The organism is Halochromatium roseum (genome assembly GCF_016653315.1).
In the GTDB taxonomy this organism is placed as follows: Bacteria; Pseudomonadota; Gammaproteobacteria; order Chromatiales; family Chromatiaceae; genus Lamprobacter; species Lamprobacter roseus.
This window is the reverse complement of the sequence record NZ_NHSH01000011.1, coordinates 1-26843: the sequence shown is the minus strand read 5'-3', so window position 1 is coordinate 26843 and position 26843 is coordinate 1. Positions and strand designations below refer to the sequence as shown.

General features: G+C 57.7%; 28 protein-coding genes. 12 read left to right on the top strand and 16 right to left on the bottom strand.

The window, feature by feature from the left end; all coding sequences use genetic code 11:
* Position 1 precedes the first annotated feature (1 nt).
* The 6 genes from CCR96_RS01740 to CCR96_RS01715 all read right to left on the bottom strand — a co-directional run bounded on the left by CCR96_RS01740 (position 2) and on the right by CCR96_RS01715 (position 2947).
* The gene (locus tag CCR96_RS01740; RefSeq protein ID WP_201215522.1) at positions 2-688 is read right to left on the bottom strand and encodes a hypothetical protein; all 687 of its coding nucleotides are present in this window, start codon (positions 686-688) and stop codon (positions 2-4) included.
* Between the two features lie 22 nt (positions 689-710).
* A complete protein-coding gene (locus tag CCR96_RS01735; protein WP_201215519.1) occupies positions 711-1136 on the bottom strand; it encodes a BLUF domain-containing protein in 426 nt (141 codons plus the stop codon).
* Positions 1137-1170: 34 nt separating this feature from the next.
* The gene (locus tag CCR96_RS01730; protein ID WP_274601052.1) at positions 1171-1485 is read right to left on the bottom strand and encodes a hypothetical protein; all 315 of its coding nucleotides are present in this window, start codon (positions 1483-1485) and stop codon (positions 1171-1173) included.
* Complete coding sequence (locus CCR96_RS01725; protein WP_274601051.1) at positions 1440-1919, bottom strand: efflux RND transporter permease subunit; 480 nt, start codon at positions 1917-1919, stop codon at positions 1440-1442. The genes CCR96_RS01730 and CCR96_RS01725 overlap by 46 nt, the downstream gene beginning before the upstream one ends.
* Before the next feature lie 117 nt (positions 1920-2036).
* Complete coding sequence (locus tag CCR96_RS01720; protein WP_201215516.1) at positions 2037-2396, bottom strand: response regulator; 360 nt, start codon at positions 2394-2396, stop codon at positions 2037-2039.
* Positions 2393-2947 carry a hypothetical protein gene (locus tag CCR96_RS01715; RefSeq protein ID WP_201215514.1) on the bottom strand — a complete coding sequence of 185 codons (555 nt, stop codon included), beginning with the start codon at positions 2945-2947 and terminating at the stop codon, positions 2393-2395. Before CCR96_RS01715 ends, CCR96_RS01720 begins: the two co-directional genes overlap by 4 nt.
* Before the next feature lie 267 nt (positions 2948-3214).
* On the opposite strand from CCR96_RS01715, the gene CCR96_RS01710 reads away from it, so the two are divergent.
* The 3 genes from CCR96_RS01710 (at position 3215) to CCR96_RS01700 (ending at position 7139) form a co-directional block, all read left to right on the top strand.
* Positions 3215-3781 (top strand): hypothetical protein, encoded by a 567-nt coding sequence (locus CCR96_RS01710; RefSeq protein ID WP_201215511.1) that lies wholly within the window; start codon positions 3215-3217, stop codon positions 3779-3781.
* 87 nt (positions 3782-3868) lie between these two features.
* A complete protein-coding gene (locus CCR96_RS01705; protein ID WP_201215509.1) occupies positions 3869-6349 on the top strand; it encodes a VTT domain-containing protein in 2481 nt (826 codons plus the stop codon).
* Between the two features lie 4 nt (positions 6350-6353).
* Positions 6354-7139, top strand: coding sequence for an endonuclease/exonuclease/phosphatase family protein (locus CCR96_RS01700; RefSeq protein ID WP_201215506.1), 786 nt, complete (start codon positions 6354-6356; stop codon positions 7137-7139).
* Positions 7140-7184: 45 nt separating this feature from the next.
* On the opposite strand, the gene CCR96_RS01695 is transcribed toward CCR96_RS01700, so the two are convergent.
* From CCR96_RS01695 to CCR96_RS01680, 4 genes are all read right to left on the bottom strand, one after another.
* Positions 7185-9014 carry a mechanosensitive ion channel family protein gene (locus tag CCR96_RS01695; RefSeq protein ID WP_201215497.1) on the bottom strand — a complete coding sequence of 610 codons (1830 nt, stop codon included), beginning with the start codon at positions 9012-9014 and terminating at the stop codon, positions 7185-7187.
* 26 nt (positions 9015-9040) lie between these two features.
* Complete coding sequence (locus tag CCR96_RS01690; RefSeq protein WP_201215494.1) at positions 9041-11062, bottom strand: sodium-translocating pyrophosphatase; 2022 nt, start codon at positions 11060-11062, stop codon at positions 9041-9043.
* A gap of 157 nt (positions 11063-11219) precedes the next feature.
* The gene (locus CCR96_RS01685) at positions 11220-12005 is read right to left on the bottom strand and encodes a hypothetical protein (protein ID WP_201215492.1); all 786 of its coding nucleotides are present in this window, start codon (positions 12003-12005) and stop codon (positions 11220-11222) included.
* A gap of 410 nt (positions 12006-12415) precedes the next feature.
* Positions 12416-14761: a HAMP domain-containing methyl-accepting chemotaxis protein gene (locus CCR96_RS01680; RefSeq protein WP_201215489.1), complete on the bottom strand. Its 2346-nt coding sequence runs from the start codon at positions 14759-14761 to the stop codon at positions 12416-12418.
* A 342-nt stretch (positions 14762-15103) separates the two neighbouring features.
* On the opposite strand from CCR96_RS01680, the gene CCR96_RS01675 reads away from it, so the two are divergent.
* On the top strand, positions 15104-15712 hold the full coding sequence (locus tag CCR96_RS01675) for a DUF2726 domain-containing protein (protein ID WP_201215486.1): 609 nt from the start codon (positions 15104-15106) through the stop codon (positions 15710-15712).
* Here the strand turns inward: CCR96_RS01675 and CCR96_RS01670 are convergent.
* Positions 15702-16031, bottom strand: coding sequence for a Rieske (2Fe-2S) protein (locus CCR96_RS01670; protein ID WP_201215484.1), 330 nt, complete (start codon positions 16029-16031; stop codon positions 15702-15704). The two genes, CCR96_RS01675 and CCR96_RS01670, sit on opposite strands and share 11 nt — an antisense overlap.
* An 18-nt stretch (positions 16032-16049) precedes the next feature.
* On the bottom strand, positions 16050-17150 hold the full coding sequence (locus CCR96_RS01665) for an anthranilate phosphoribosyltransferase (protein WP_201215482.1): 1101 nt from the start codon (positions 17148-17150) through the stop codon (positions 16050-16052).
* Positions 17151-17388: 238 nt separating this feature from the next.
* Between CCR96_RS01665 and CCR96_RS01660 the strand changes: the two genes are divergently transcribed.
* Both CCR96_RS01660 and CCR96_RS01655 read left to right on the top strand, forming a co-directional pair.
* Positions 17389-17673, top strand: coding sequence for a type II toxin-antitoxin system TacA family antitoxin (locus CCR96_RS01660; RefSeq protein ID WP_201215479.1), 285 nt, complete (start codon positions 17389-17391; stop codon positions 17671-17673).
* Positions 17670-18191, top strand: coding sequence for a GNAT family N-acetyltransferase (locus CCR96_RS01655; RefSeq protein ID WP_201215477.1), 522 nt, complete (start codon positions 17670-17672; stop codon positions 18189-18191). The genes CCR96_RS01660 and CCR96_RS01655 overlap by 4 nt, the downstream gene beginning before the upstream one ends.
* Positions 18192-18206: 15 nt before the next feature.
* Here the strand turns inward: CCR96_RS01655 and CCR96_RS01650 are convergent, their stop codons facing one another.
* Genes CCR96_RS01650 through CCR96_RS25455 form a run of 3 tightly spaced genes read right to left on the bottom strand, consistent with a single transcriptional unit; the run spans position 18207 to position 19606 of the window.
* Positions 18207-19187: a carbon-nitrogen hydrolase gene (locus CCR96_RS01650; protein ID WP_201215474.1), complete on the bottom strand. Its 981-nt coding sequence runs from the start codon at positions 19185-19187 to the stop codon at positions 18207-18209.
* A gap of 29 nt (positions 19188-19216) precedes the next feature.
* The gene (locus CCR96_RS25460) at positions 19217-19450 is read right to left on the bottom strand and encodes a hypothetical protein (protein WP_420827245.1); all 234 of its coding nucleotides are present in this window, start codon (positions 19448-19450) and stop codon (positions 19217-19219) included.
* A 9-nt stretch (positions 19451-19459) separates the two neighbouring features.
* On the bottom strand, positions 19460-19606 hold the full coding sequence (locus CCR96_RS25455) for a hypothetical protein (RefSeq protein WP_420827244.1): 147 nt from the start codon (positions 19604-19606) through the stop codon (positions 19460-19462).
* A gap of 580 nt (positions 19607-20186) precedes the next feature.
* On the opposite strand from CCR96_RS25455, the gene CCR96_RS01640 reads away from it, so the two are divergent.
* From CCR96_RS01640 to CCR96_RS25450, 6 genes are all read left to right on the top strand, one after another.
* Positions 20187-20771 carry a pilus assembly FimT family protein gene (locus CCR96_RS01640; RefSeq protein ID WP_201215472.1) on the top strand — a complete coding sequence of 195 codons (585 nt, stop codon included), beginning with the start codon at positions 20187-20189 and terminating at the stop codon, positions 20769-20771.
* 28 nt (positions 20772-20799) lie between these two features.
* Positions 20800-21525, top strand: a complete 726-nt coding sequence (locus tag CCR96_RS01635) for a prepilin-type N-terminal cleavage/methylation domain-containing protein (protein ID WP_201215470.1) — start codon at positions 20800-20802, stop codon at positions 21523-21525.
* 258 nt (positions 21526-21783) lie between these two features.
* The gene (locus tag CCR96_RS01630; RefSeq protein ID WP_201215467.1) at positions 21784-23259 is read left to right on the top strand and encodes a pilus assembly PilX family protein; all 1476 of its coding nucleotides are present in this window, start codon (positions 21784-21786) and stop codon (positions 23257-23259) included.
* Entirely contained in the window at positions 23256-25412 is a 2157-nt protein-coding gene (locus CCR96_RS01625) for a type IV pilus modification PilV family protein (protein ID WP_201215465.1), read from the top strand. The genes CCR96_RS01630 and CCR96_RS01625 overlap by 4 nt, the downstream gene beginning before the upstream one ends.
* 498 nt (positions 25413-25910) lie before the next feature.
* The gene (locus CCR96_RS01620) at positions 25911-26408 is read left to right on the top strand and encodes a type IV pilin protein (protein ID WP_420827243.1); all 498 of its coding nucleotides are present in this window, start codon (positions 25911-25913) and stop codon (positions 26406-26408) included.
* Positions 26409-26435: 27 nt separating this feature from the next.
* On the top strand, positions 26436-26702 hold the full coding sequence (locus tag CCR96_RS25450; protein WP_201215462.1) for a DUF29 family protein: 267 nt from the start codon (positions 26436-26438) through the stop codon (positions 26700-26702).
* On the opposite strand, the gene CCR96_RS01610 is transcribed toward CCR96_RS25450, so the two are convergent.
* Positions 26671-26843 (bottom strand): IS1 family transposase (locus CCR96_RS01610; RefSeq protein WP_242518334.1); only part of this gene is annotated, 173 nt, incomplete at its 5' end. The two genes, CCR96_RS25450 and CCR96_RS01610, sit on opposite strands and share 32 nt — an antisense overlap.

The window sequence follows — 26843 nt, the reverse complement described above, 5'->3', positions numbered from 1 at the left end:
ATTACTCAAACAGAGGGATACTCAGCGCAAAGATGGTTGCAACCGGTTCGAGTTGGCTCTCGTGCATGACCATCAGGGTGTTCTCGGTCTTGTGCTGCGGACCCGGAGGAATGACGATCGCGAACTCGCCTTCCTCTAGGTGGAATTCATGGATCTCGCGCAGTCCTTCCTCGGTCATGCAATGGCTCGAGCGATAGGCGTCGTCCTCTCCGTAGACAAGGCGGTTGTACATCTTGAACAGGGTGTAGAGGCTGAGCCCCTTCGGAAAACTCGGCCATCGCGCTGGGATCAGACGCGTTTCTTCGTCAATCACTTGGCCTTTTGCGTTAGCTGCCGCGATGGCCTGATCGAGTGGCTCAGCCAATAGTGAGGCGGCATTGGTCGGTAGCGGCTCTTGCTGTGCCCTTGCTCGCTGAAAGGTCTCGTTGACCTGCTGAAAGTCATCGAAGGTATGCAGCGGATAATCGATGTACTGAAGCTCATCTGGCGAAAAGCTGCCGTTTTCCCAGCCATGAATAACGCGGAGGATCAGGTGCCGCCGCCGCATGGGTCGAACGACGAGCAGATGCAGCATGATGTGGATATGCAGCAGGCGTTCGACAGCCTCATTAGAGAAGGCGTCGTAAGGCGAGGCGAAGATCTCATGCAGCCGGCCGGGCACATGCTCCCTTGCTTCTTGATGGGTCATGATGGTGTCCAAGATGCGTTCCTTAGTTGTCGCCTTTTTGCAGTATTCGGCCGAGGTCGTCAAGGAGTTCGATCGCGCTTTGAGCGCTCATCTGGTAGGGGTTGAACTCGGCCCCAATCGAATATTGGGCGATGATCTTTCGTGTCGTTTCGGTCCAGGGCAGGTAGGCCATGTCCCAGTCCGCGAACTGACGTTTGCTGACCTCGCTGTAAGCGACGATCTGAACATTGTGATGACGTTTGTCGCAACAGATCCGACTATAGAGCCTATTGACGACCTCGCGTGAGCCTTCGAGGCATTGCAGGAAAAAGTTGGAATTGAAGAGCAAGACCCCGGTGATCGAGTCCTTGACATTATTGCGGCGCGAGACCTCGAGGATGTCGCCGAGTTCCTCACTGCCAATATTCTTGATGATTTCGCTGCAATAAGTAATGCGGGTCAAGTGCATCGCGATGCTCTCCGGAAACTGTGTCGGCCGCTGTTCAAGCCCTGCCAAGGCTGTGCTGGAAACGATTGCCGCTGTCGAGCTGTGGTCTCGAAGGCGAGGAGCCTTGGCGCAGGCGTTGAAGGCCGTTGCTGAGGTTGTCTCCAAGCACTAAGAGACAGGGGGTGAGGGCTAAGGTTAGCAGAGTCGCGAAGCTAAGTCCGCCGACGATGGCGCTCGCGAGCTGTGTCCACCACTGTGTCGAAGGTGCGCCGAAACTGATACTGCGTCCAACCAGGTCGACGTTCATCGACATGACCATCGGCATCAGTCCGAGCACCGTGGTGAATGCCGTGAGAAAGACCGGCCGCAATCGTCGGCGAGCCGTCTCCAGCGCGGCGGCGACGGCGTAGGCGACCGTCGGCCCCTGCCGCGAGACGCCGATCGGCCAGCTCGGTGACGACGATCGCGCCGTCCACGAGCATGCCAACCACCAGGATGAGGCTGAATCATCACCTGCAGGCTGGCAGGCCAGTGCTCGCGCTCCTGTGCGACGATCTCGCGCACCGCGGCGATGGTCTCGATGATGTTGGCGCCGACGCCTTTCTTGATCTCAAGCGTGACGGCCGGCTGTCCGCCGACGCGCGCGAAGCCCTCCGGGTCTTTGAACCCGCGGCGCACGCTGGCGACATCACCGAAGGTGACGACCCGATCGGCGGCGGTCTTGACCGGCATCGAGAGCATGGGGTAGTGCTCTACCGAGGAGCGCTGTCGCCGCTGACGCGGTGCGTAGTTTACTGTAAACAAGGACTCCATCGTCCGGGGTGGCGACGCGCCACGGACGTTAGAGGTTCGGTTCGGGTTCGCGCTTTTGCTGGGCCTCTCTGTTGCGGAATGCCCTGTTTGCGCTTGGCCGCTAGGCCGCTAGGCCGCAATGCGCTCGACAATGGCGTCGACGTCGGAGAATGAAAACGGTTTTTCTAGGACGGCCGCAACATCAAGAAGTTTGAGTCGATCGGTCTCTCTCTCATGCAGTTCCGCGAAGCCGGTGATGACGATGACGTGGCAATTGTGATGTTTTCGGCGCAGACGTTCGAGCAGATCAACGCCGTCGATCTCGGGCAATACCATATCGATCACCAGCAGATCATAGCCATCACGGTCACAGAAGATCTCCGCGAGGTGGCCATCGAAGGCAGCGACGACCTCATGGCCGCGCGCAATCAGATGATCGGCGAGAATGGTCGCGAGCAACCGATTGTCGTCCACAACGAGGATTCTCATGACGAAGACTCCAATGATAACAAACGTTTGCTGCAGTCGGGACAGATGCCGTGGGTAATCCGTGGCATGGCATCCGCGGCGAATAGATGCAGTTGCTTCACGGCCTGTTCCACCTCAACCCAGGCCTGCTCGGCCAGAACCGCCTTGCACCAGCTGCACATCGACAATACCTGCGGTGTCGTCTGCCGGCTTCGGTGAGCCGCCACCAGCGGCATGTAGGGCCTTGGCGCAGCGCGCAGCAACCGGCTCGCGAATTCGACCTCGTCGCTATCGGCGAGATAGCGCATCTGCATCTGCATCCAGCGGCGGCAGTCCGGCGAGTCGCAGCGGTAGCCAAATTGCAATACCTCGCCTGTTGCGCGTGCGCGTTCGATCAGGAGCCGGTAGATGTGGCGCGTCTCCTCGTCAACGATGACTGAGAACAACGGCCGGCCCAGTTCTGCAGCTGCGGTCGTTTCACGACCGTTCTCGGCGGCGAACGCGAGCCACTCTGCGCTGACGAAGCTGATGCGCAGCCCAGCATCGACGCGATGCACAGACGTGATGCACATAGGTTGTGTTTGCGGGGTTGGTAGACATAGAACGATCCGCCATCTCATCAAAGCCTAGCAGATCCCCCGGATATTAAACGGTCATTGCCCGCATTTTTTGTATTGACGAGGGCGCTGCGTCGGTGGCTGCTGGCGATGTCGAGTTGTTGCTTTCGCCGTGTCAGTTGCGCCCCAGCTCCGACCTCGTTAGTTTGTGGCGGGCACGCGATCAATCGAAGACACCAGAACTCTCCAGAACTCTCCAGAACACACCAGAGGATATCGACCATGCAGAAGACACTGTTCGAGATGATGCTTGGCGCCGCGTTGAGCTTAGGCGCTGCATTACCTGGCACGCTACTAGCGCAGCAGGCCGCTGAGCCAGCGGTGGCGGGCATGGTGGGGGCGCAGCTGACCGGAAAGGTCATGGTGGTCAATCCCGAGACGCGGCTGATGACATTGAAGGATGCCGATGGCGCCTATCACGTCTTGCATGTACCGCCGGAGGTGACCCGTATCGATCAGATCAAGATCGGTGATGAGGTGACGATCACGGAGATCTCGACGGCGTTGATCGAACTCGTCCCTGCCGCTGAGGCCGGAACGATCGGCAGCGAGCGGAGCACGGATGTCGATCGTCAGCCCGGCAAGAAGCCGAGCGGCAGCATCACTGATACGCTGACCGTCTTCGGCAAGGTGGTAGGGATAGATAAGGCCAAGGGAACCGTCACTATCGAGGGGCCGAATCAGACGCGCACGCTCGATGTCGATGATCCGAGCCTGCTTGAGGAGGTGTCAGTTGGCGATGGCGTGATTGCACATTTCCAGAACGTGATCATCGGCGAGGTCAAGTAGCAGTCGGATCTCAGGGTAAAAGAGTCTTGGAGGCAGCGCCTCTGGCTCAAGGTGGTATCGGCTGCCGGGGGTCAGGTGCGTCGAGCGATGACAGCATCAACAACGACTGATCTGCGGCTGGTTGCTGGGCGCAACTGCTGGCGGGTAGAGACTGCGCGGCGGGTCGGTCTCTGTGTCGATGGCGAGTGCTATTTCGGCATGCTGCGCCAGAGTCTGATCGCAGCGCGTCGGTTCATCGCCATCACGGCTTGGGATCTTCACAGTCAGCTCGAGCTGGTGCGTCCTGATCCGCAAGACGGCTGGCCAACCGCGTTTGGGGATCTGCTGCTGCGTTTGCTCGAGGTTCGCCCCGAGCTGGAAATCTTCATCCTGCTCTGGGACTACGCGCCGATCTATGCGCTCGAGCGTGAGCCGCTGTTCTTTGGGGAGGTGCCCTGGCACAAGGATGCGGACAAGCGCCATCCGCGTCTGCACTTCATCCTCGACGACGTGCATCCGTTGATGGCGAGCCAACATCAAAAGCTGGTGCTGATCGACGGCGCCTTGGCCTGGTGTGGTGGCTTCGATATCAGCAAATGGCGTTGGGATACCGAGGCCCATCGTGCCGATGAGCCGCGCCGGCGCGATCCCAGCGGTGATCCTTACCCACCGTTCCACGATCTGCAGCTGCTGGTCGACGGCGATGCGGCAAGCGCGCTCTTGCAGCTTTTTGCTGAGCGTTGGGAGCGGGCGGGGGGTGAGGTTCCGCAGGTGCTGCATTCGGGCACAAAGGCGGCAACAGCCAATGTTGGGGCGGCTGATGTCGAGGCTTCTAATGGCGGCACGGGTGGTGATGGCTGTGCGTGTGATGATGGCGGCACGGGTGATGATGGCGCCGCCGATGACGCCTGGCCGGCGGAGCTTGAGCCGTTCTTGCATGAGCAGGCGGTTGGCATTGCACGCACCCTGCCGCTGTTTGACGGGCGTGCCGAGGTTCGCGAGTCCGAGCAGCTCTACTTGGACATGATCGCCGCGGCTCGAGACCTGATCTATATCGAGAATCAGTACCTCACCTCGCGATCGGTCGCCGAGGCACTGGAGCGCTGCTTGGCGCAGCCGGAAGGTCCGCTGATCCTGATCATTCTGCCGCGCGAGACCGGCCATTGGCTCGAGCAGCATACGATGGACCTGATTCGCGCGCGTATCCTCGAGAGACTGCGCGCCGCAGATCGGCATGGCCGGTTGCATTGTTACTATCCGGACCTGCCTGGGCTTGGCGACAAGTGCCTCATGGTGCACGCGAAGCTGATGATCATCGACGACCGCGTGCTGCGGATTGGGTCGTCAAATCTCAGCAACCGCTCAATGGGGCTCGATAGCGAGTGCGACCTCTGCCTGATTGGCGACACCGAGGCCGCACGCACAGAGATCCAGCGTCTGCGTCGGCGCCTGCTCGCGATGTTCCTATCGCTTGACCCTGAGACCCTTGCGGCTGTGGAGGCCGAATGCCGGCGCTCGGTCACCAACGGCAAGGGTTCGGCGGCGATGGGCCTCGCTGGAGCGCTCGCCCAGTTGGTCGACGGCGGTGAGGCTGGCGTCAACGCGGCAGCGGCAGCGGAAGAGCAAGCGGAAGAGCAAGCGGAAGCGGAAGCGGAAGCTGATGGGTCGCAGCGCGATGCCCTCGCCAGCCAGAGCGGTATTGGCGCCGACCGCCGGCCTGATCGCGGCGCTGATCGCGCTGATGGAGAGACTGAGGGCTCGTCTCGAAACCAGACCCGCCCAGATTTGCGATTGCGTCGCCTCGAACCGAGCATCGATCCCGAATGGGATCGGCAAGTCCCTGACGAGCGACTGATCGATCCGGACCGCCCGCTGGCTCCAGACTGGGTTGGCGATGTCGTCGTCGGTGAGGAGCACCAGCCGCATGCTCGCTGGCGCGCGCTGCTCGGCGTTGGCCTGTTGCTTGCATTTCTGGTCCTCGCGGCGCTGTGGCGCTGGACGCCGGTGGGCGACTGGCTAGAGCCACAGCAACTGGCCGAGGCGGCTCGGGCGCTGACTCACTCGCTGTGGGGTGTACCGGTCGCGCTTAGCCTCTTTGTGGTCGCAAGCGTGGCGGCGGTTCCGGTGACGCTGTTGATCCTGGTTACCACCTTGGTGTTCGATCCATTGCCCGGCGCCTTGATTGCGCTTGGAGGCTCGGTGCTCGCGGCTGTTGCTGGCTATCAGATCGGCCATTTCACCGGCGCTGGCACGGCTGAGAAGCGTCTCGGCGGACGGCTTAGCGACCTGCGCCAGCGTTTGGCGAAGCGCGGCATCTTTACGGTCGTGGTGCTGCGAATCGTGCCCGTGGCGCCCTTCGCCATCCTCAATCTGATCGCTGGGGCGATTCAGGTTCGGTTCCGCGATTATCTGATCGGTACCCTAGTCGGCATGGCGCCAGCGGTGATGGCGATGGCGCTGTTCTCTCAGGGCCTGCTCCAGCTCTTGGGGCGTGCCGATATGCGCTCGCTGGCGCTCTTACTCGGCGGCATCCTCATGGGCGTTGCGCTGTTCTGGCTCGGGCGGCATCTGTTACGCAAGTCGGACTAACGGCGTGCACAGGGGCCTAACGGTTGCTAGCTACAATATTCATCGCGCGGTTGGGTCGGATCGCCGCAAGGACCCAGTGCGCATCGCTGAGACCATTGCCGAGCTCGATGCTGACCTGATCGCCTTGCAGGAGGTCGAGACGCCCATTCGCGATGCGCCGCTGGTCTTTTTGCAGCACCTAGCAGCGTTGGGATATGAGGCGCGGCTTGGCCATACCCTGCAGCGCGGGACTCATCACTACGGCAATCTACTGCTGAGCCGCTTGCCGGTACTTAGCCACCATCGACTGGATATCAGCCAGCCAGGGCGAGAGCCGCGCGGTCTCATCGAGGTCAGCGTCGCTTTAGAGCCTCTGCGCCTGCAGTCAGACGCGGGCAGACCCGCAGAGGCTGCTCCGCCGGTCCTGCGCTGTCTTGCGACCCATCTTGGCCTGAGCGCATCCGAGCGCCGGCATCAGGTCGCCGCCATCCTGGCAACTCTGCGCGATGCGTGCCCCGCAGCCCGCGATCTCACGGTGCTGATGGGGGATTTCAATGAGTGGCGACGCAAAAGCCCCCGCCTTACGCCGATTGACCGCATGCTGAAGCCAGCAGTGTTGCCGGCGAGCTTTCCGGCGCGTTGGCCGCTACTGGCGTTGGACCGGCTCTGGCATGGGCCCGGACTTGAACTGATCGAGGGATCTGTGGTGAGTACGTCGGCCACCCGGGCCGCCTCGGACCATCTGCCGCTTCGGGCTCGGCTGCGCTTGCGCAACCGAACTGATCCGGTGTGCGAATCTGTAGTCTGTTGAGAGGATCTCTCTCGCCCGCGCTCCGTGCCGAGTGGCTGCTGGCCTTTAGGTTGGTGCCGTTAGAGCGGCGGGGTCGCGCGGCTTGAGGTCGATGGTCTGGGTGGGGAACGCGAACTCGATGCCTGCTGCGTTGAAGCGCTCGATGAGCTGCAGATTGAACCAGGTGGCATGCTCTAGGTAGGCCCAGTAATCCGGCGGCGAGAACCAATAGAGCACCAGGATGTTGAGGGAGTCGGCGTTGAGGTCGCTGAAATAGACCCTTGGCGGTAGGTTCTCGTCATCCTCGTGGATGCGCTGATTCGATGGTCGCCCCAACGCGTCTTCGCTGCGATCGCCATCTTCTTCCAGCGACAGCAACTGCTGAATGATCTCGATGGCGCGCTCGATCTTCTCCGGCGGGGTGTCGTAGGTCAGGGTGACGTTCAGCAGACGCTTGATATTCGGGCGCGCCGCCACGTTCTCGATACTGGAGATGCAGACTTCGTCGTTGGGCAGACTCACCAAGTGACCGTCGAGCGTCCGCAGCCGCGTCGAGCGCAGACCGATCTCTTCGATCATGCCCTGGTGATCGCCGATGACGACCCGATCGCCGACACGAAACGGCTTGTCCGCAAACAGTATGACGCCACCGAGTAGGTTCCCCAGCGTCGGCTTTGCCGCAAGCGCAAAGGCGAGTCCGCTCACGCCCAAGCCGGCTAGCAATGGGATCAGCGAGACGCCTAGGGCTTGCAGCCCCTCAACCCAGACCCAGATCGCCAGTGCATAGGCGATTAGCCGACAGGTGAGACGCACCATGCTGGCATCGAGCCCGGCCGGGCTGATCGAAGGCGAGCGAATCATCACGGCCGCGACAAGATTGGCGCCGACCAGCAGCGCCCAAGTTGCCGTGGCATAAAACCAGACCCACAGCACATCGTCGATCAGGTCCAATGGAAGCAGGCGCAGCCGGACATCGATCGCGATGACTTGAATCCATAACGGGATAAACAGCAGCAACAGCAGTGGCAGGATGAGCCGGACCAGGCTGAAGGTGATCTCATTGGGGTCATCCCAGCGATCCGTAAAGATCCGGCTAAAACGATAGACCAGCAGTGCCGAGAACAGGCTGATGAGGACGATGACCGCGGTTGCCAGGTATTTCCATAGTGGCTGGCCAAAGAGTGCTTGGCGCAAGAACCCTGGCATGGCGTCCGTGATCTGAGTAGAGATCAGTGGTCCGGAATAGGCGAGATAGTGGTCGAGGAGGGGCGTTTCGCCCGCGGCCGGCGGAAACTGGCTCAGCGCGGCTTGGTACAGGGCCTCGGTGTTTCTGACCGTGTCATCGGAAATGATCCAATCACCCACTCGTGGCCCGTCCTGAATCCGCTGTAGCGCGATGGTCGACCCTGGTACGCGCCAGTAGTTGAGCTTCTGCTGGGCGACCTCGGTCTGGTCTGGGATCTGATCGTTGGGCGGTAAAGGAATTCGGGCGATGACCTCGGAGAGCTGCGAGAGGAGGGCGTTGGTGCGCGCGAAGCGCTCGCTCTCGGGCAGGATCGATCCGTCGATCAGCTGCGCCATCTGTGTGTAAAGGTCGATCAGTTGCTGCTCTTGCGCGCTGTCGATGTCGCCTTCGCGGCTGCCATGGGCAAAGACGTCGCGGATCTCGGTCGCAAGCTGCGTGAAGACCGCGAGCAACTGCTGAGGGCTACGGCTGTCTCTGACAAACAGCAGGCCAGGAGCGTGCTTCGCGGTCGATAGCGCGTTATCGAGTTGTTGCTGCAGGCCGTTTTGGGCGGCGCCGATAGAGGTTGCCGATAACAGCCCGATCAGGATCAGCCAACGGGCGCATGCCAGCCCGACAGATTGTCTGAGGCGCTTGCCAGGGACGTTCATGACGGGTGGCGACGCCCTCGTTGGGGCTAGCCCAGCAGGCTGTTGCCGAGCAGTGGCGCGATCACCAGGCTGACGATGGCCATGACGTTGATGAGGATGTTCATCGACGGGCCTGAGGTGTCCTTGAACGGATCGCCGACGGTATCGCCGACCACGGTCGCCTTGTGCGTATCCGAGCCCTTGCCGCCGTGATTACCCTTCTCGACGAACTTCTTGGCGTTATCCCAGGCGCCGCCGGCGTTGGCCATGGTCAGCGCCAGGAGCACGCAGCCGAGCAGGGCGCCGCCGAGCATGCCGCCGAGCGCGGCTGGTCCGAGGATGAAGCCCACCACCCAGGGTGCGGCGATGGCGACCACGCCGGGCAGCACCATCTTCTTCAGCGCGGCCGTGGTGGCAATGTCCACACAGCGGGCCGTGTCTGGCTCGGCGGTACCTTCCAGCAGGCCGGTGATCTCGCGGAACTGGCGGCGGATCTCGTTGATCATGGCGAAGGCGGCGTCGCCAACCGCGGTCATGGTCATGGCGGCGATCGAGAACGGCAGGATGCCGCCGACGAACAGGCCGATGATCACCATCGGGTCGCTCAGCAGGAGCTCAAAATCCGGCACATGCAGCGATACGCTTTCGATATAGGCGGTGATGATGGCCAGCGCGGCCAGTGCCGCAGCGCCGATGGCGAAGCCCTTGCCGATGGCTGCGGTGGTGTTACCAAGCTCGTCGAGGGAGTCGGTAATACGCCGGGTCTCGACCCCGAGTCCGGCCATCTCGGCGATGCCGCCGGCATTGTCGGCGACCGGGCCATAGGCATCGATGGCCATGGTGATGCCGACCGTGGCGAGCATGCCAACGGCGGCGATACCGACGCCGTAGAGACCGGCCAGTTGGTTCGAGACGAAGATGATGACGCTGATGGTGAGCAACGGCACGATGACCGAGCGCATGCCGACGGCGAAACCGGTAATGATGACGGTGGCGGCGCCCGTTTCACCGGCTAGCGCGATGCTGGCGACGGGTTTCGACGAGGTGTAGTACTCGGTGACCAAGCCAATCACGATGCCACCGAGCGCGCCGATGAGCACGGCACCCCAGACCGCACCATTGACGCCGGTGCCGATGATGACGAGATAGGCGACCAACATGAACAGCAGGCTCGCGCCGATGGTGCCGATGCGCAGCGCGCGCTCGGGCGACTGGCTGGAAAAACGCTTCACCAGCCAGATGCCGGCGATGGAGCAGAGCAGGCCGACCGACGACAGCGCCAGCGGCAGGAACATCAGCGCCTCACGTTCCCCAATCGGATCGATGAGATCGGCCGCCAGGGTCGAGGCGATGGCGATGGTGGCGATCATGGCGCCGCAATAGGACTCGAAGATGTCCGAGCCCATGCCGGCGACGTCGCCGACGTTGTCGCCGACATTGTCAGCAATCACGCCAGGGTTGCGCGGGTCGTCTTCCGGAATCCCCGCCTCGATCTTACCCACCAGATCGGCGCCGACATCAGCGCTCTTGGTGAAGATGCCGCCGCCGACGCGGGAAAACAGCGCCACACTCGATGCACCCATGCCGAAGCCATGGATGGCGTGGGCGGTCTCAGGGTCACCGCCAAAGAGCAGGTAGAGCGTACCGAGACCGAGTAGGCCCAGCGAGGCCACTGCAAGGCCCATGATCGATCCGCCAAAGAAGGCGACGGTGAGGGCCTCGGCGGCGCCCTTCGAGTGCGCGGCGACGGTGGTGCGTACATTGGCCTTGGTCGCGGTGTTCATGCCGATGTAGCCAGCCAGCGCCGAGGTCAGTGCGCCAACCAAGAAGGCCAGCGCCGTCTTCCAGCCGAGGAAGACGTATAGCACCACCAGGAGTACGGTGGCGAAGACGCCGAGCACGGTATATTCCCGGCGCATGAAGACCATGGCGCCGAGGTGAATGGCATCGCCGATGGCGGCGACTTTTGATTCGCCCTTCGGATAGGCCATCACGGTTCGAAAGATCAGGTGCGCCGTCCAGAGTCCGACGATGCCAAAAACAATGGGTATAAGCGCATTCAGGCTCATGGCTAGATGGTTCTCCCTCTCGCTCGAAGTCAGTGTTGTTATCTAGTGTTGCTCTAGTGTTGCTCTCTAGGGCAACGTGGGCTGGCTCAGCCTGTTGCACTGAGCAGTCCATGCGTCGGGTCGCCTTGCATGTGCAATGACGCCGCGATACAGCCCCTTACATAGCGCGCCAGAAGCGATAGTTGGTCGCCTCGATCTCCGCCCGAGAGGGCATTGGAAAGAAGCGGGTCGACTCCTGAGAGGCGAACATGAAACCGTGGCGAATGAGCTTGTAAGGGATGGTCTCGAAGGCGCTGTCGAGCCGAAGGCCCTTGCTCTGCTTATCGGGGTCGGAGCGTAGTCCCATGATCGCCGCTCGCAGGTTCGATGGATGCAGGCCAGGGATTGGCGGATGCATGGTCGGGCGCTCCTCGAACTCTTCGAGGAAGTGCTCGATATCGAGCTCGATCTGGGTGTAGAACTGTTTCGGCGCGCCCTTGGGAAAGGTGGGGTCGGTGATGTACTTGCCGAACGCTGGGAAGTCGAGGCGTGACATCACCAGCATGCGCAGCGGCGCGATCTCGGCGTAGATGCGTAGGAAGCCTTCTTCGTGCGTCTTGTCATAGGGTGCGCTGTCGAGCGCTAAGGTGTAGCCCTCCGGCGTGCTGAGAAACACCCGTTTGATGGCGTCCAAGTCGATATGCTCGAGGACGCGATATGTCGAGAGAAAGATGGTCGCCTTGGGCTTGCCATCGGGATGCGGCTTGAGTGCCGCGAGGCCCTCGTCGATCTTGAAATAGGGATGCCGATACTGGATGTCGATCTCGGCGAAGACGACCTTGCCCGCGTAGTAGCGCACAGAGCCGGCGGTGTAATGCCTGGCGAAGGCTTCAGGGTCGAGTTGGGAGGCGACTAGAGCCGGGTTTGGGGCCAGGATCTGATAGAGGTGACTGTCGTATTGCATGCTCGATTCCCCTGGTTGGGCGATGCCGGCCCACTGAACGCTGAACGCTGCGTGGTCGGCGCCGATGAGACCTGTTCGATTGGGCCATCAGTGCGATCAGGAATGCGCCTCTGGATGGGACTTTATGCTGCGTGGCATCGCGATGTGGCGAAGCCATGCGCCGGCTTGGTTTCCCCTAGGTCGCGGCGGGAAAGCGCGGGATTATGCAGGATTTCCCCGTCCAGTGTTCTCGCGCCACTTGATCCGCGTCATAGCGCTGCCGCTTCTTTACCGCCGAGTTTCCGCCAGCACTGCTCGGAGGTAAAGAGCCCCAGACACGAAAAAGGCCGGCAGCGCCTGCGCGCTGCCGGCCTTTCAATAACCGGCCAGCCGCGAAGTGGCGGCCGGCCGAGCCTTAGGCGAAGAGGGGCCTAGAAATCATCGTCCTTGTGATGCGATTGCAAGAGCGGTGGGTGGCTGGTCAACGACTGACCTTCATTGCTCGAGGCGACCGTCGTATTGGTGGAGCGTACGCCATCGACCAAGAAGCGCAGGTCGTCGACGATCCGCTTCAGCTGTGCGGCCTGGTTGGCCAATTCCTCACTGGCGGCGGCGGATTCTTCGGCATTCGAGGCGCTGATCTGGGTGACCTTGTCCATCTGCGAGACGGCGAGGTTGATCTGCTCAACACCGCGTGCCTGTTCATCACTGGCCGTCGCTACCTCGCTCATCAGCTTCGTGACCTGGGTGCTTGCGGTCACAGTCTCTTCAAACAGCGAGACCATCTCCTCGGCCACGGCCTTACCCAAGTACTTCTCTAGCTCGGCGGACACCTCTTTGATGCGGACGGTGTTCTCTTGCGCTGACTTCATCAGCTCATTGGTGTTCTTGACCTCATCGGCACTGCGCTGAGCCAGTTTGCGAACCTCGTCGGCGACGACGGCGAAGCCTTTGCCTTGCTCGCCAGCGCGGGCGGCTTCGACCGCGGCGTTGAGCGCCAACAGGTTGGTCTGGAAGGCGATGCCATCGATGGTGCCAACCACCTTTGCCGTGCTGTTGGTGCTTTCCTCGATCGCTTTGATCGCCGTGTCAAGCTTCTGCAGGCGGGTTCTGACCTCATCAGCCGTGGCTCGAGCCGCCTTCACGCCTTGATCAGCCTTATCGTTTGCTGTGCGGCTGAGGGCATCCGCCTCGCGTGCATGCTCAGCATTCTGGCGCGTGCCTGCCGCCATCTCTTCAACACTAGAGCTGGTTTCCTCGAGGCTACTGGCCTGCTCGCCGGCGCCCTCGGCCATCTGCTGGCTGCTGATGTTGACGTGACCGCTGACGGTGGCGACCTGATCGCTGCCCTCTTGCAGACCCTTCACAACGCGGTTGATCGGGCCAACGATTGAGCGGGTGATGAGCCAGGCGAGGACGATGCCGATGATCAAGGCAACGATCAAACCGATGATCACCACCAGGCTGCTGAGGGTCAGGCTCTGCATGGTCTCATTGGCAATCCGCTGAGTCGCGGCAAGCCCGGCATCGGCAGTAGCGATGGTCGCAGCGATCAATTCGTTGCCTGCGATCGTGCGCTGAGTCGCCAACTGATCGTCGGCCTGGGTGTTGCTGACTAGGCTTTCTAAGGTCTTGCCATAGCCCGTTGCCGCAGCCCGGGTATTCTCAATGTCGGCGAGGAGCGTGCTGTCCGTGGTCGTTGCCTTCAGCTGGTCCAGCAGCTCTTGGATCTTCGGTAGATTGTTGCTGAGTGCTTGTTCGATCAGGCTTAGGTCGTTGAGCGCCTGCCCCTTGAATGCGCTGACCCGGGTCTCATTGCCCTGATTGATGATGTCAGTGGCGGTCGAGATCGCGCGATGGCGGCCGTTCATATCCGCCTTCAGGGTCTCGATCTGGCTATCGAGAAAGGCTGATGAGGTTGAGGCAAAGATCTCGGCTGCCCGGTCCATGTCGTTCCGCAGTCTCGCCAGCTGTTGCTCGCTCGCCGAGAAGCCCCTGTCGGATTCGCGGCCGAACGCCACGATGCCTTCCTGGTAGTTGGCCGCACTCTCGGCGATCGCATCGAGTTGTTCGATATTGTCTTGAGCTCGCGTGATCGGTCTGAGTGTGTCAATGATTGCTGGGATCTGCTGCAGGCTTTTGATCGCATCCTGCCTTGATGCCGTTTCTCCAGTGGCCTGTGCCCTAAAGTTTGCAACACGGGCATTGGCGCCGAGTTTGACCACTCGAGTGATCGCCTCGACCTTGGTCGTGCGTTCTTCGAGTGCTTGGTCGAACTGTTGATTTTGTGCGTCGAGGAAATTGGTTGCGGCTTGCATGAAGGCCGCTGCGTTGGTGTCGAGCTGCTGCCGGTTCCCCGCCAAGGCCGCCTGCATCTCTTGCGTCTGCTCCATCAGCTCGAAGTAGCGGTTGCGCGCCTGCTGGGCGGTATCGAGCTGGCCGCCGAGTGCGGTTAGATGCATCGCTTTCTTGTTGAGTTCGCGCGCATCCTTGAGTGCCTCGTCAAGGAGTCCAGCCTCGGTTTGCGATTCGCGCCAGAAGGTCTCGTTTCCGTCGGAAAAACTGTATCCGCGCATGGCGTACATGAGCCGATTTGCGGCTCCGCGCAGCCGAGTGGCGACGTCGACTTCAGGCACATACTCCTCGGCCAACATAGCCGACTGGCTCTTGACGTTCAGCATGTTGACGGTTGCGATGCCGCCAAGCACCGCGGTAATCGCGATCAGCGCCGCGAATCCCAAAATGATCTTGCTGCTAAGCTTTAGGTTTTGAAACATATTCGTTCTAGCGTCTTTTAAGTCGAGGGACGTCTGATCTGTTCCAGGCAGAGCAACGACAACTTGTTTATTTGAGAGCGATGTTGCGGTGGGCGAGGAGCACCCCGGCCAATTTCTGGAACCTGTTGGCTGGGGCTTCGTCTACTGACACTTGTCCGCAGGCAACTATAGCTTACAACGCGCACGGCTATAAGGGTTTGGCAGAAGTTCCCCTAGGGTTTTCCCTTCGATGAGTCATGACTGTGTGGTCTGTCGCAATTTGGGCGATGATCTTGGCGCGTTCGATGCGTTGGTCGCCTGAACCGGCCCGGGTTTGGATCTTACACGTCTGAGGAGACTGGCTTGACACCCCTCTACTTACTGCTGGTTGCCGCGACCCTGATCATCGTCGCGCTGTTGATCTCCGCATTGCGCTTACGCGGCATGCGTCTGCGCGGAGAGCCGTTCGAACGACGACCGCTGTTGTCGGTGGATGAGCTGCGCTGTTACCAGATGATCTCGGAAGCGGCTGGGGATGCCTATTGCGTTTGCCCCAAGGTTGCGGCCTTGGCGCTGTTGCGGCCTCTGCCACGCATCGGGCGGGGACAGCGGCGGTTAGCGCACGGGCTCTTGGCCGAGGGCTGGGCGGATCTGCTGCTTTGCACGGCCGCTGACCTCTACCCGTTGGCTGTGGTTCGGTTGCTGCCGGCCAAGTCAGATCGCGCGCAGCGCCGGATTGTCGTGCGCTTGCGAGCGGCCTTCGCGGCCGCTGGCATGCCCGTCATCGAGCTGACGGTGGGCGATTTGCCGTCCGTGGAGCGCTTGCGTGGGCTGGTTGCGGAGGCGATCGCGATGGCGGATGTACGCCTGGTCGCGCGCGCCGAGCCGACCAGCGGTGATGATGATGAGGATGCGCTCCTATCCGATCTCGCCGCGGCCATGCGTGATCCAGATGGTCGCGTTAGCCGCTGATGCCCGATCTGGGATCGAGCCAGAGGCGACCTTCGCACAGTTCGAGCCGATAGGTGCGGATCGGCTCATCGGCCGGCTCATCCTCGGGCGCCCCGGTTTCGAGGCTGAAGCGGCTGCCGTGTAGCGAGCATTTGATCCGGTTGCCATCCAAGCAGCCATAGGAGAGCGGATAGTCCTCGTGGCTGCAGTTGTCTTCGACGGCATAGAAGCGATCATCGACCCGCGCGATGATATATGGCTTCTGCGCCACTTCGACGCGGATGAACTTGCCCGGCAGGATCTCTTCGGCCTTGGCGACCTCGACGAAAGGTGATTCCATCAGTGTCAATCTCCTAAGTTAACGCAGGCGCCGAGCGGCTGCGCCTGAGTCGAGCGCGGCGCGGATGCGATCGGCGCCGGCGGCGATGGTCTGCTCGCGTCCCAGATGCCAGAGCACCAGGGCGCCGGAAAACACTAGGCTGTCGTAGGTCGGGCCGCGCTGGCCCTCCAGCGCCGCCATGCCGGCTTGCGCGGCCGCCTTCGCGGTGGCAGGGACATCGACAGCCACCGCGATATCGTCATTCGGGCGGCTTGCCGTGGGGAGATCATCGGGCAGCGGCACCGCACGCACATTTTGCTCGATGCCGATCTCGGCCGGGTTGATATCGAACGATTGCTCCTCGCCAAACTGCTGATAGTTGAAGCAGACGCCGTTCTGCCGCAGCGAGGGCACAATACCGCCCTCGACGCCGCGCACCAGGAGCGCGGAGTCGAACCCGGCGTGGCGGGCGAGTAGGGCGTAGATGCGCGGATAGGGCTTGTGCACATAGCCGGTGACCAGGTGGGTCTTGCTGCGCCCATGGATCGGCCGCGCCAGCACCTCGACTGTGGTTATGGCTTGGCGCTTAACGATGGTGCTGCGCAAGGGCACCAGGTCATGCAGCTTCGGCGCAAAGGCGCGTTGGTCGATATAGGTCCAGCCGACCGCCGGGTCCGAGACGCGGGCAGCGGCCTCGGCCGGGCTGAGATCAACGGGCAGGCCGGCTGCTTCGAGCACGTGGCGATGGGTGACACCGAACTTGGGGCCAACCGCATCAACGCCGTGCGAGACCGCCGCCACGCCGCATTCGGCCAAGAGTGGCGCGAGGAAGGGGGAAGACGGCAGACAGCGATTATAGCCGTCATAAGGATCAGCGAGGTCGACTACCTCGTCGACCTCAGCGACCACATGATCAGTCGCATCGCGCACGGCATCCAGGATGCCACGCTGCTCATCATCGGTCTCGCGCTTCATCCGTAGCGCAATCAGGAAGATGCCAGCCTGGACCGGATCGACAGCGCTGTCCAGGATCGCGTTCATACCAAGGCGAGCCTCGTCGAGCGAGATGTCCTTCGACAACTCCGGGCCAGTAGCAATGCGTTGCAGGATGGAGCGCATCGAGCGTTGGGTTTCGTTCATGGGATCAGGGCATCTCGTGGCAGGCTGTAAGGTTAGACGGAGGATTGGTTAAAGGATGGGCGCTAGCAGATGGCATGCGCGAACCCCGCAAAGCTCGGGGTGAGTGGGGCTGGGTTCAAGTTAATGTACCTGGTCTGCCGCCGCTGACTCTGTGTCAGTGCGAACGGAGACTTCCCTGGAGGTGCTGCGTCTCTTGTACTAACATAGTATGCCGTTTGCACCACAAAGAGGCTGTCTCATGTCCACCGCGTCACCCACTCGCACCGCGCGACTTGGGCTACGTGCGACCCCGCAACAGGAAACTGTCTTGCGTCGCGCAGCCGAGGTCGCGCACAAGTCGCTGACGGATTTCATTCTCGACGCCGCTTACCAGGCCGCCGAGCAAACCTTACTCGATCAGCGCTTATTCATGGTGTCAGGCCATCATTACCAAGCGCTCCTTGAGATGCTCGATCGACCCGAATCCGATAACGCCGGTTTGGCCGACCTGTTCTCGCGGCCCTCGGTCTGGACTGATCGATGAAGCTATCGCCACCGCGGCCACTCGATGCACGCGACCAGTTGGAATCTTTCGACTGCGGTCAGCCAGCACTCAGGGACTGGCTGCTACGCCACGCGCGCCAGGCTCAAGGCAGCGGTTCGGCGAGAACCTTTATTGTCTGCGATGGCGAGCGCGTGGCCGGGTACTACAGCCTGACCGTTGGCCAAATCGATACCCTGGATGCCCCAGAGCGGATTCGTCGCGGCATGGGCCAATACCCAATCCCTTTGATCATCTTGGCAAGGTTAGCCGTCGATGTCGCGTACCAAGGGCGAGGTCTGGGTATCAGCCTGTTGCAGGATGCCATCCGCCGAACCATCGCAATGGCTCAACAGGCCGGTATCCGGGCCCTACTGACGCATCCAATCGATGCCAACGCAGAGGCGTTCTATCGCCGCTTTGGCTTTGAGCCGACGCGCGTGAACGAGCGGCAGTTGATCCTGCTGCTTAAGGATGCAAAGCGCTATGCCGGTCCGCTCAAGCAACCGGATGATCGGTGACGGCGCCATCTGACATCAATCACGCCAGCGTTTCAACAGGTCAGCGTAAGCATCGATGCGTCGATCGCGCAGGAAGGGCCAGATGCGGCGCACCTGCTCGGTACGGGCTAGATCGATCTCGGCGATCAGCAGCTGTTCATCGTCTGTAGGAGCTTGCGCCAGGATCTCGCCTTGTGGGCCACAGATGAAGGAGTTGCCCCAGAATTGGATGCCGGTGCTGGTCCTGGTGCCCGTGCCGGTGCCAGTTTCAGTGCTAGTGCCGGTCGCCGTCGTTTTTGGTCTTGGTTCTGGTTCTGGTTCTGGTTCTGATTCTGATTCCCTCTCCGCCGCGGGACTCGGCTCGAAGCCGACACGATTACAAGCCAATAGGGGCAGACCATTGGCGATCGCATGGCCGCGCTGAACGGTCATCCAGGCATCGAGCTGGCGCGCCTGCTCCGCCGCGTCATCTTGCGGATCCCAGCCGATCGCGGTTGGATACAGCAGCAATTCAGCACCAGCCAGCGCCATCAGCCGTGCCGCCTCCGGGAACCACTGATCCCAGCAGACCAGTACACCGAGTCGGCCAGCGGCGGTCTCGATTGGCTCGAAGCCGAGGTCGCCGGGCGTAAAGTAAAACTTCTCGTAGAAACCCGGATCATCCGGGATGTGCATCTTGCGATAGACACCGGCCAGGCTGCCATCCGCGTCCAAGACCACTGCGGTGTTGTGATAAACGCCGGGTCCGCGCCGCTCGAACACCGAACCGACGATGACCATGCGGTGCTGAGCGGCCAGGCTGCCGAGCCAATCGGTGGTTGGACCCGGGATGGGCTCGGCCCGATCGAACTGCGCGCTATCCTCGGTTTGGCAAAAGTAGGAGCCGTTATGCAGCTCCGGCAGCAGAACGAGCCGGCAGCCGTTTGCCTTGGCGCGCTCAAGCTGTCCTTGGCAGCTCTCCGGGTTGCAGGGGGCGGCGAGCCGAGCGCTCGCTTGGACGAGAGCGATTTTAAGCATGTGAGGGTGCAATGCGGGTTGCGGTGCTGCTAAGGCCAAAGCTTGAGCACGCCGATGACGGCGCCACCGACGCCGATCGTGATGCCAAAGGACCAACGCATGAAGCTGTCCATACGCTGTTGCAGGTTGCGGATATCATGCTGGACGTTCTCGAAGCGTTTATCGACCTGTTCGAAGCGCTTGTCAACTTGTCCGAGGCGCTGATCCATGTTGGCTTGCATGGCCTCGAAGCGTTTATCCATCAGCGTGAAGCCTTCGCGCATCAGCTCGCGCTAGTGTTTCAGCTCTTCCTCGACGCGGACCATGCGTTCGCGCAGCTTGATCTCGTACAACGCTGGTGGCTTGCCGAGGCTCTGTTCGGTCAGCCAGTCGCCGATGTGTACTTTGATGAACTCGATATCTTCTTGGGCTAGTGCCATGAATCTCGCCTACTGATGGTCGATGACGGAACCCTTGTGAGATGAGGCAGTTACGACGAGCCAGGGAAGGCTGTTAAGCAGGAGATCCGCGGAACATTTTCTCTCGGTAACCACGCATCAAGATGCCGTTAAGACTGTTTGTAGCAGACTCTCCGCATCACGAGCAGTCGACTAGCGGTATTGCTAAGCAGTTCAAAGTTAGCACATCCGGCGTCCGCTACCATCAGGTACTGAAGGGTGCATCAATCAAAGCAGATCATCGCAAAGAGACTCCGCTAAGAAAAACAAACAAAACAGCGTGTTGAGTCCTTAGGAAAAGAGGATGCAGTATCTCAGCCGTTGAACATCAAGTTGAGTGTGACTTGAATCGAAGATCCGATACGAGGCTCCGATCATCACTTTGTTGACTGCGGACCAACACGGGAAACATGGTCTAAGCTTTTGTATTTCTAGAATAAACTGTAATCAGCATTATGCTGTATCGGTCTTGGGTCGACTCAAAGATTACCATCCGCTTTGCTATACTTTAGCGGTGATGGGGCGAAAAAACGAGTTTCTATATGTCCGAATATATTGATCTATGAAAAACAAGCATAGTGGAACCGCGGCACCGATGCCTTCATGTCAATTTGGCTTTACCTTGATCGAGATGATGATGACAATTGCGATTGCGGCAATTCTTTTCGCCATTTCCGCTCCGTCCTTTCAAGGTATGATTGAACGTGCCCGCGTCAAATCGTTAGCAGAAGCAATATATTCGCATCTACAATTCGCGAAAGGGGAAGCGCTTAAGGGCATGCAGGGTCCGGGGGGAGATGTTCAGGTAACGTTTAAGAAAGATGCGAATCCACAATGCTTTGGAATGGTTCGCGATACTGATGCATGCGACTGCACGAATGTGAATACTCCAGACTGTATCATTGGCGGTTCAGAAAGGTTGGTAACGCTCACGAATGCTGAGTTTCCTGGTGCGTTAATAGTGGGCACAGGCGATGAGACGATTGAGTTCGATAGTATTCGCGGAACAGCAAATAACACAACAATAGAAGTGCAAAGTACAAGCACGGCTACGCTCAAGCTGGCGATTGTCGTCAGTGTTCTTGGTCGGATCAAGATCTGTATTCCATCTGGTGGCGATGATATCACTGGTTATGAGGGATGCTGACTGTACTTTATAGGTTTAAAATATTGCTATGAGTGCCTTCCGAAGAAAAGAACAAGGCTTTGGCTTAGTCGAGTTGATGGTGGGTTCAGCCGTTGGCCTCGTTGTAATAGCGGGGGCTGTAGCTCTTGTAGTCTCTATTCTTAAAAGCAACAACGATACGATCAAAGCGTCGCGTCTTAATCAGGATCTTAGTGCAATAATGTCAATCATGGTCAACGAAATTCGAAGAGCAGGTTATCGTTATAACTGTAGCGGAAATCGAGTTGACTTTGCTTCTTTAGACACTACGAGCACATGCGTTCACTATGTATATGTAAATACAGGTGGGTGTAATGGTTATGATGATGATGGTGATGGAATAATTGATGTAGACGAAAGTGACCCAGAGCAACTGCACTATGGCTTCAGGTTGCACGACGACGGCGACAAGATATCAATGCGAAAAAAGCCAACAACAGAGTTACCATTCACCTGTGCTGGGCCATTTACTTGTGCTGGGCCAGCATATGAGTGCTATCGTTGGGAGTCTGTTAACGATGTAGAAGAAGTGATCATTACGGATTTCTCGGTATCTGAAAATTCGCATTGCTTAGATAGTGATGGAGCAACTATTTCATGTGCTTCAACTATTCCAGCCCCTGTTGTTCGTGTGCGCCAGTTGGATTTATCCTTGAGTGGTCGTTTAGCGAGTGATGATTCAGTGAGTTCGACGATTCAGGAAACTGTACGAATACGTAATAATGAGGTATTTTAATCATCGCAACGACCCGTGTTATGGCTAATCGTAAGGCTCACGCTGGATTCTGGACCGCAAGCCAGGATGGCAGCCTAAGTAGCGTTTTCAACGAATTAAAAATTTCCATTTATAAGGCCCGGCTACCTGGCTTCTAGAGGTTAGTCAGAAACATATAAAGAGCGAGAGATAAATTGCTGAGTTTGAATGCCTCTCTATAGATTCAGATTTAGAGGTGCTTGTGAATCAGTTGACAAAAAACATCTTGGCAAACAGACAATGAGTGACCAGCGCGGAGCCGTAGCGCTCGTGGTCGGATTGATGCTGTTGTTCCTAGGAACAGCAGGAACCTTCTATGTGTCAAAAAGTTCAATAATTGATCAGCGCATATCCGCTAACGCTATACGAGCAAAAGCAGCGTTTGAATCAGCAGAGGCTGGCTTGAACTTTGCAACGGCATTTATGGATGTTGATAAACGCGATTTGAATGGTAATGGCACCGACGATCGAGTGGATATGTTGACAGGCTTGGTGATTAGTGGAAACGACGACATGGACGATGATGGAGGGCGTGAGTTTGATGACTGTGACACTGATGGAGATGGCGACTGTGACGGATATGATGCTGGTACTGGCGATGGATATCTACTGCAAGCTGTTTGGGATTCAAATAATCAAGTTTACAGTTGGAGCCTCCCAACTAATGCGGGTTCATGCGATTTAGATGTCAGTGGTGATAATGTTCGGAACTGTCTCTTGATCCAGATGGCCGATAATTACAGAGTTGTCGTTAGTTCAACTGGATATTCGGATGATAGGTTGGCATTAAAAACCATTGTTCAAGAATTCCGCCGTATTGCTCCCTCACCAGGTAATTTGAACGCCAGCCATGCCTTAATTACCTATGCGGGTGTTGCGGTTGCTGGGTCTATGAGTGTCATCAACGTCTTTTCAAACGCAACCATTTGGTCAGGAGGTGAGGTGTCGAGCTTTGGTGGCACGAATAGCGGAACCTTTGTTCATCCTGATCCTGATGGGCCGACAGCCTATACTGATGCGACGACCGGAGATTTAGTACCGTTTTTTGATAGGAATGGGAATAATACATACGAAACAGCGACGTCCGATGAGCTACTGCTTGATTACACAGCAAATGCGAACTCAAGCACATATTCGGGAAGCGATATTACTAAATCGTCTGGAGTATTTGAAAACGAGGTGATGCTTGGTGCTGACATTATTGATGATAGTGAAGCGCTGAGATGTGATAAGACCGCAGATCCTGATTGTTTCTTCAATAACTTCATTGCTGGACCACCGGATTTTGCAAAATCAGCCGCGGACTATGTGACGACCGACGATCGATTAGTCGATCCTGAAGGCAATTTTGGAATACCTGGGAGCTATATTTGGGTTGATGCGCGCAACAGTGATAACTCTTTGAGTGATTTCGGCTTCAAGAATGAAACATACGGTACACCGGAAGAGCCGATCATACTGGTGATCGATGGCAATTTTGATCCGCAGGGTTCTTGGCGCATGTATGGCGTACTCTATGTGCGCGGCGATGTAGTTGGCGGTGGAACAGGTGGAGGGCTTCTCATCGGCTCGGCTATCGTAGAAGGCGACATCGGTGTCGATAACTCCGGTGGTATGGATGTCATCTATGATCCGAATGTTATTGGTCGTTCAGGCGGTGGAGACTCGCGAATTTCATCCGTTCCAATAGCCGGCACTTGGAGGGATTGGCAGTGATCAACTTGAACTTTTTCGGAGAGCGAGTGCGCGGCTTTGCCCTATTGGATGCGCTAGTCACCATGGCGATTTTGGCGCTTGGGATGACGGCTTTGGCGACCCTGAATGGGCGCCTAGTCTCAGGCGGAAATATTGCTAAGAATCGGGCGCAGGCGGTGGCGATTGCGCAGAAGAAGATCGAAGAACTTAGGGCTAACGTGCTTAATGATTCAGGAGGGGTAGCCACCAATAATTTCTCAACGCTTGCCAGCGGCTCTGATAGTTGTTCAGATAATCCTAGTCCATATCCATGTGGTAGTGCGGGATTTCAGCGGCAATGGATATTAAGTGACCATACGGCGATTCCTAATTCCAAGAATATACAGGTCAGTGTGACATGGACGGATGCAGAGAATCAGCCGCAATCGGTCTTCCTCTCGAGTCTCGTGACCTGGGATAATCCGCTAATGCAAGCTGGGGCCGTCGATGATGATGATTTTATCAATATGGGAGGATTTCCTGATCCGACCGGTGGTGGGTCGCTGCAATTAAGTAACCCATTGGATGTCATCGGGGAGAATCCTACTATCGCTAAGGATAATCAGGATTTCAACTTGAGAGTCGTGCAGTATCAGGGCGGCGTTGCTGTTTATGATCCTACGATCACCAACGAAGATCAGGTCTGGTTGACCACTGACCCCGGCGTTATTGAAATCACTGGTAACGTTAAATTGTCTACCGATGATGATGTTCCAGATTCCGCGCCACATAATTTTACCAATGAAACGATGTATGGTGTCTTACGCGCGATTGCTGCTGACGCGGGTATTTGCCGAGAAGTTGAGAATAAAAATAATACAGATGATGACGATTCAGACAATTATCTAGATTTTCTCTGCTACGTTGGTAGCAACTGGTATGGCCGTATCGGAATTATGGCGATTGATGCCGATGGAAAGATGGTGAATATCGAATACTACGGATCTGGAGTTGGAAATGCTGATCGTCTTTGTCCCCATACCTATCGCTACGGAAGCAAATGTGATGTAACAGGTGAATACATTTTAATGGTATCGGGTGGGCAAAATACTTATTGTGGTGGATCGCCATTGAACCCCGACTTTGTTCCAGTGACAACAGTGGTCATCAATAGTTTGAGTGGGGAGCCCATGCTCTATGGAACACTGACAGGGCAGAATTTTGTGATCCAGGATTCGAATATTCCCTGCTTTGGAAACCTAGCTATATATGGAAGTATTACCTTGACTGGCGGCGATAGTGCTCGTGGTATTATTATGAATGTTGTAGAGGTAACTCCATCGGGTGCGACATCAGGCTGTAGTGTGTTTGAAGACGCTGATCAGACAACTGGAACCTACCACTGTTCCGTACCGACGGGTTGGACGGGGACGGTGACATTCACAGCGGAAAATTGTAGTGGTGCACCGATTGATAAGGAGTATACGGCCTTATCCGCTAACGTCAATGAGAATGTATCGATCTCAGGTTGCATTGGCGATACGTTATTGATTAAAGGTATGATTGCTAATCTTGAGCTTGCTATGGATCCGGTCTTAGTCTTTGTTGATACGAATGATAACGTGATTGATGGCGTGGTGTGCGATCTGGTTGGCAACCGGGAAGGCGACTCGGTTAACGACCCTGATGCAAATTATCGTTGTGATAATATTCCCGGCAATTCAGCAGGCAAGATTGTGGTAAGCGCCGAAAATTGCTCTGAGATATCTTCTAGCTCAGCGACTTACAGTGGTGATACGGTGAATGTCGACATCGGCGGTTGGACGACGAGTAGTTGTCAGCCGGTTGAGTATGTTGTTAATGGTTTCATGAACAAGCCGGGCAATGCGAAATGGGAGGCAGGTACTGGTGGCGACAAAGTGGCCGTCTCCGGTTTGGTCGTTCACTTTAGGCTTGAGGGTGATGCAACATCCTCAACATGCGACACTATCTCTGGACTTAGTAATCAGGTCGACAGCTATGGATATAGCTGCAGCTTCGAGAGTTATCCGAATACCGGTGTTGTAATGTCCGTGGATGCCTGTGGTCCGAGTGCTGGCGATCTCTGTATGATCGTTCAGTCAACTACAGATACATTTGTTCTTGGGAATACGAATCCCATACCTGGTATTAACTTTAATTTAACCCCTGATTAGCAGGGTAATTGGCCCAGAAAAATGACTCGTGACGATTGATGAGTTCATCCCCTGAGTCGGATCGCTTACACATACGGAAAATCCGCGTGGCACAGGTGGTGTTCTAATAAATAGGCCTAAGCCGTGCGCTTGGTCGCGCTAACATTAAACACCGTCTACCGAGTCCCTTGATTGAATCACAACGGTTCTATGGCTTAGCGCAGCACTCGCGGCAAGAGGTCAATGACTATCTCGACGCGGCAAGGCTGGCACCCATGCGCTCAGTTCCGGATTGATGGTCAGCCCACCAGCAGGCGATATTTTGCAAATTGGCCTGTGTCTTGCCAGGGTTAACCTATCATGATCAGCCTCGAACAACGCATTCACCGCTCACGCCTGGTACTGGATGCCCTGTGCCAGGCGATGAGGCGCGAGGCGGGTACCCTATTTTCGTGCGAGTCCTTGATGATCAGCAGCCCTAGCGCCGCTGTTTATCAACCGAGTGTTGAAGCGGTCTGAATGATGAGAAAAATTAAAGGTGGCTCCGGAGGTTTTACGCTGATCGAGTTGATGATCGCTGTGGCGATCGTGGGGATTCTCGCTGCTATCGCTTATCCTTCGTACCTCGATTATGTACGCAAGAGTCGGCGTTCGGACGCGTTGTCAGCCCTGTCGTCAACGCAGCTGGCGCAGGAAAAGTGGCGTGCCAACAACATCGCTTATGGCACCGTCGCTGAGATAAGGGGCCTTTCCAATCTGAAAGACGGGAACGCGTCATCGGATGACGATTGTCCGACAGGAAAGGTTTGTTCGCCGGATGACTTTTACGCAATGAGTGTACAGCGCACTATAACGACACCTCGAGACTCTTGTGGCTTAGATACGAATGCGCCAAGCGGTACGGCTTATGCGATCAAGGCAACGGGTCAAAACGGCCAACAAAACGATACCGGCTGTGCGGCGATTTGCGTCGATCAGACAGGAACCTTCTATCCAGCGAACTGCGTGAGCCGTTAGTGTTTTCCGCTAGTCTGAGGTGATCTGATGGGTAATTTGACAGCGAGGGCGCAAGAGAACGATGCGTTGCTCTGGGCCGAACAGCAGGCAGCTCTTGTTCGCTCAGGACGATTTGGCGAGCTTGATTATGAGGGTATTCTGGAGGAACTGGAGAATATGGGAAGGGAGCAGAGGGTCGCCTTGCAATCGTTGTTTCGGCAAATCCTCATTCACTTGCTCAAGCTCGACTACTCACCGGCGGGTAGTGCTCTACATGTGTTTCTCACACGGCAAGCCCGAACTCATATCGATTGATAAAAAGCCCAATAACAGTATCGTGCATGACGTCGAGTTTGGAAAAACAGATGGTTTTCCGTGCCAGGCGTTTAATACGTGTTCTGAGCGTAAGATGCTTGCGTTCAATTTTTTGTGTATTGGCCTTACCAGTCACTTGCT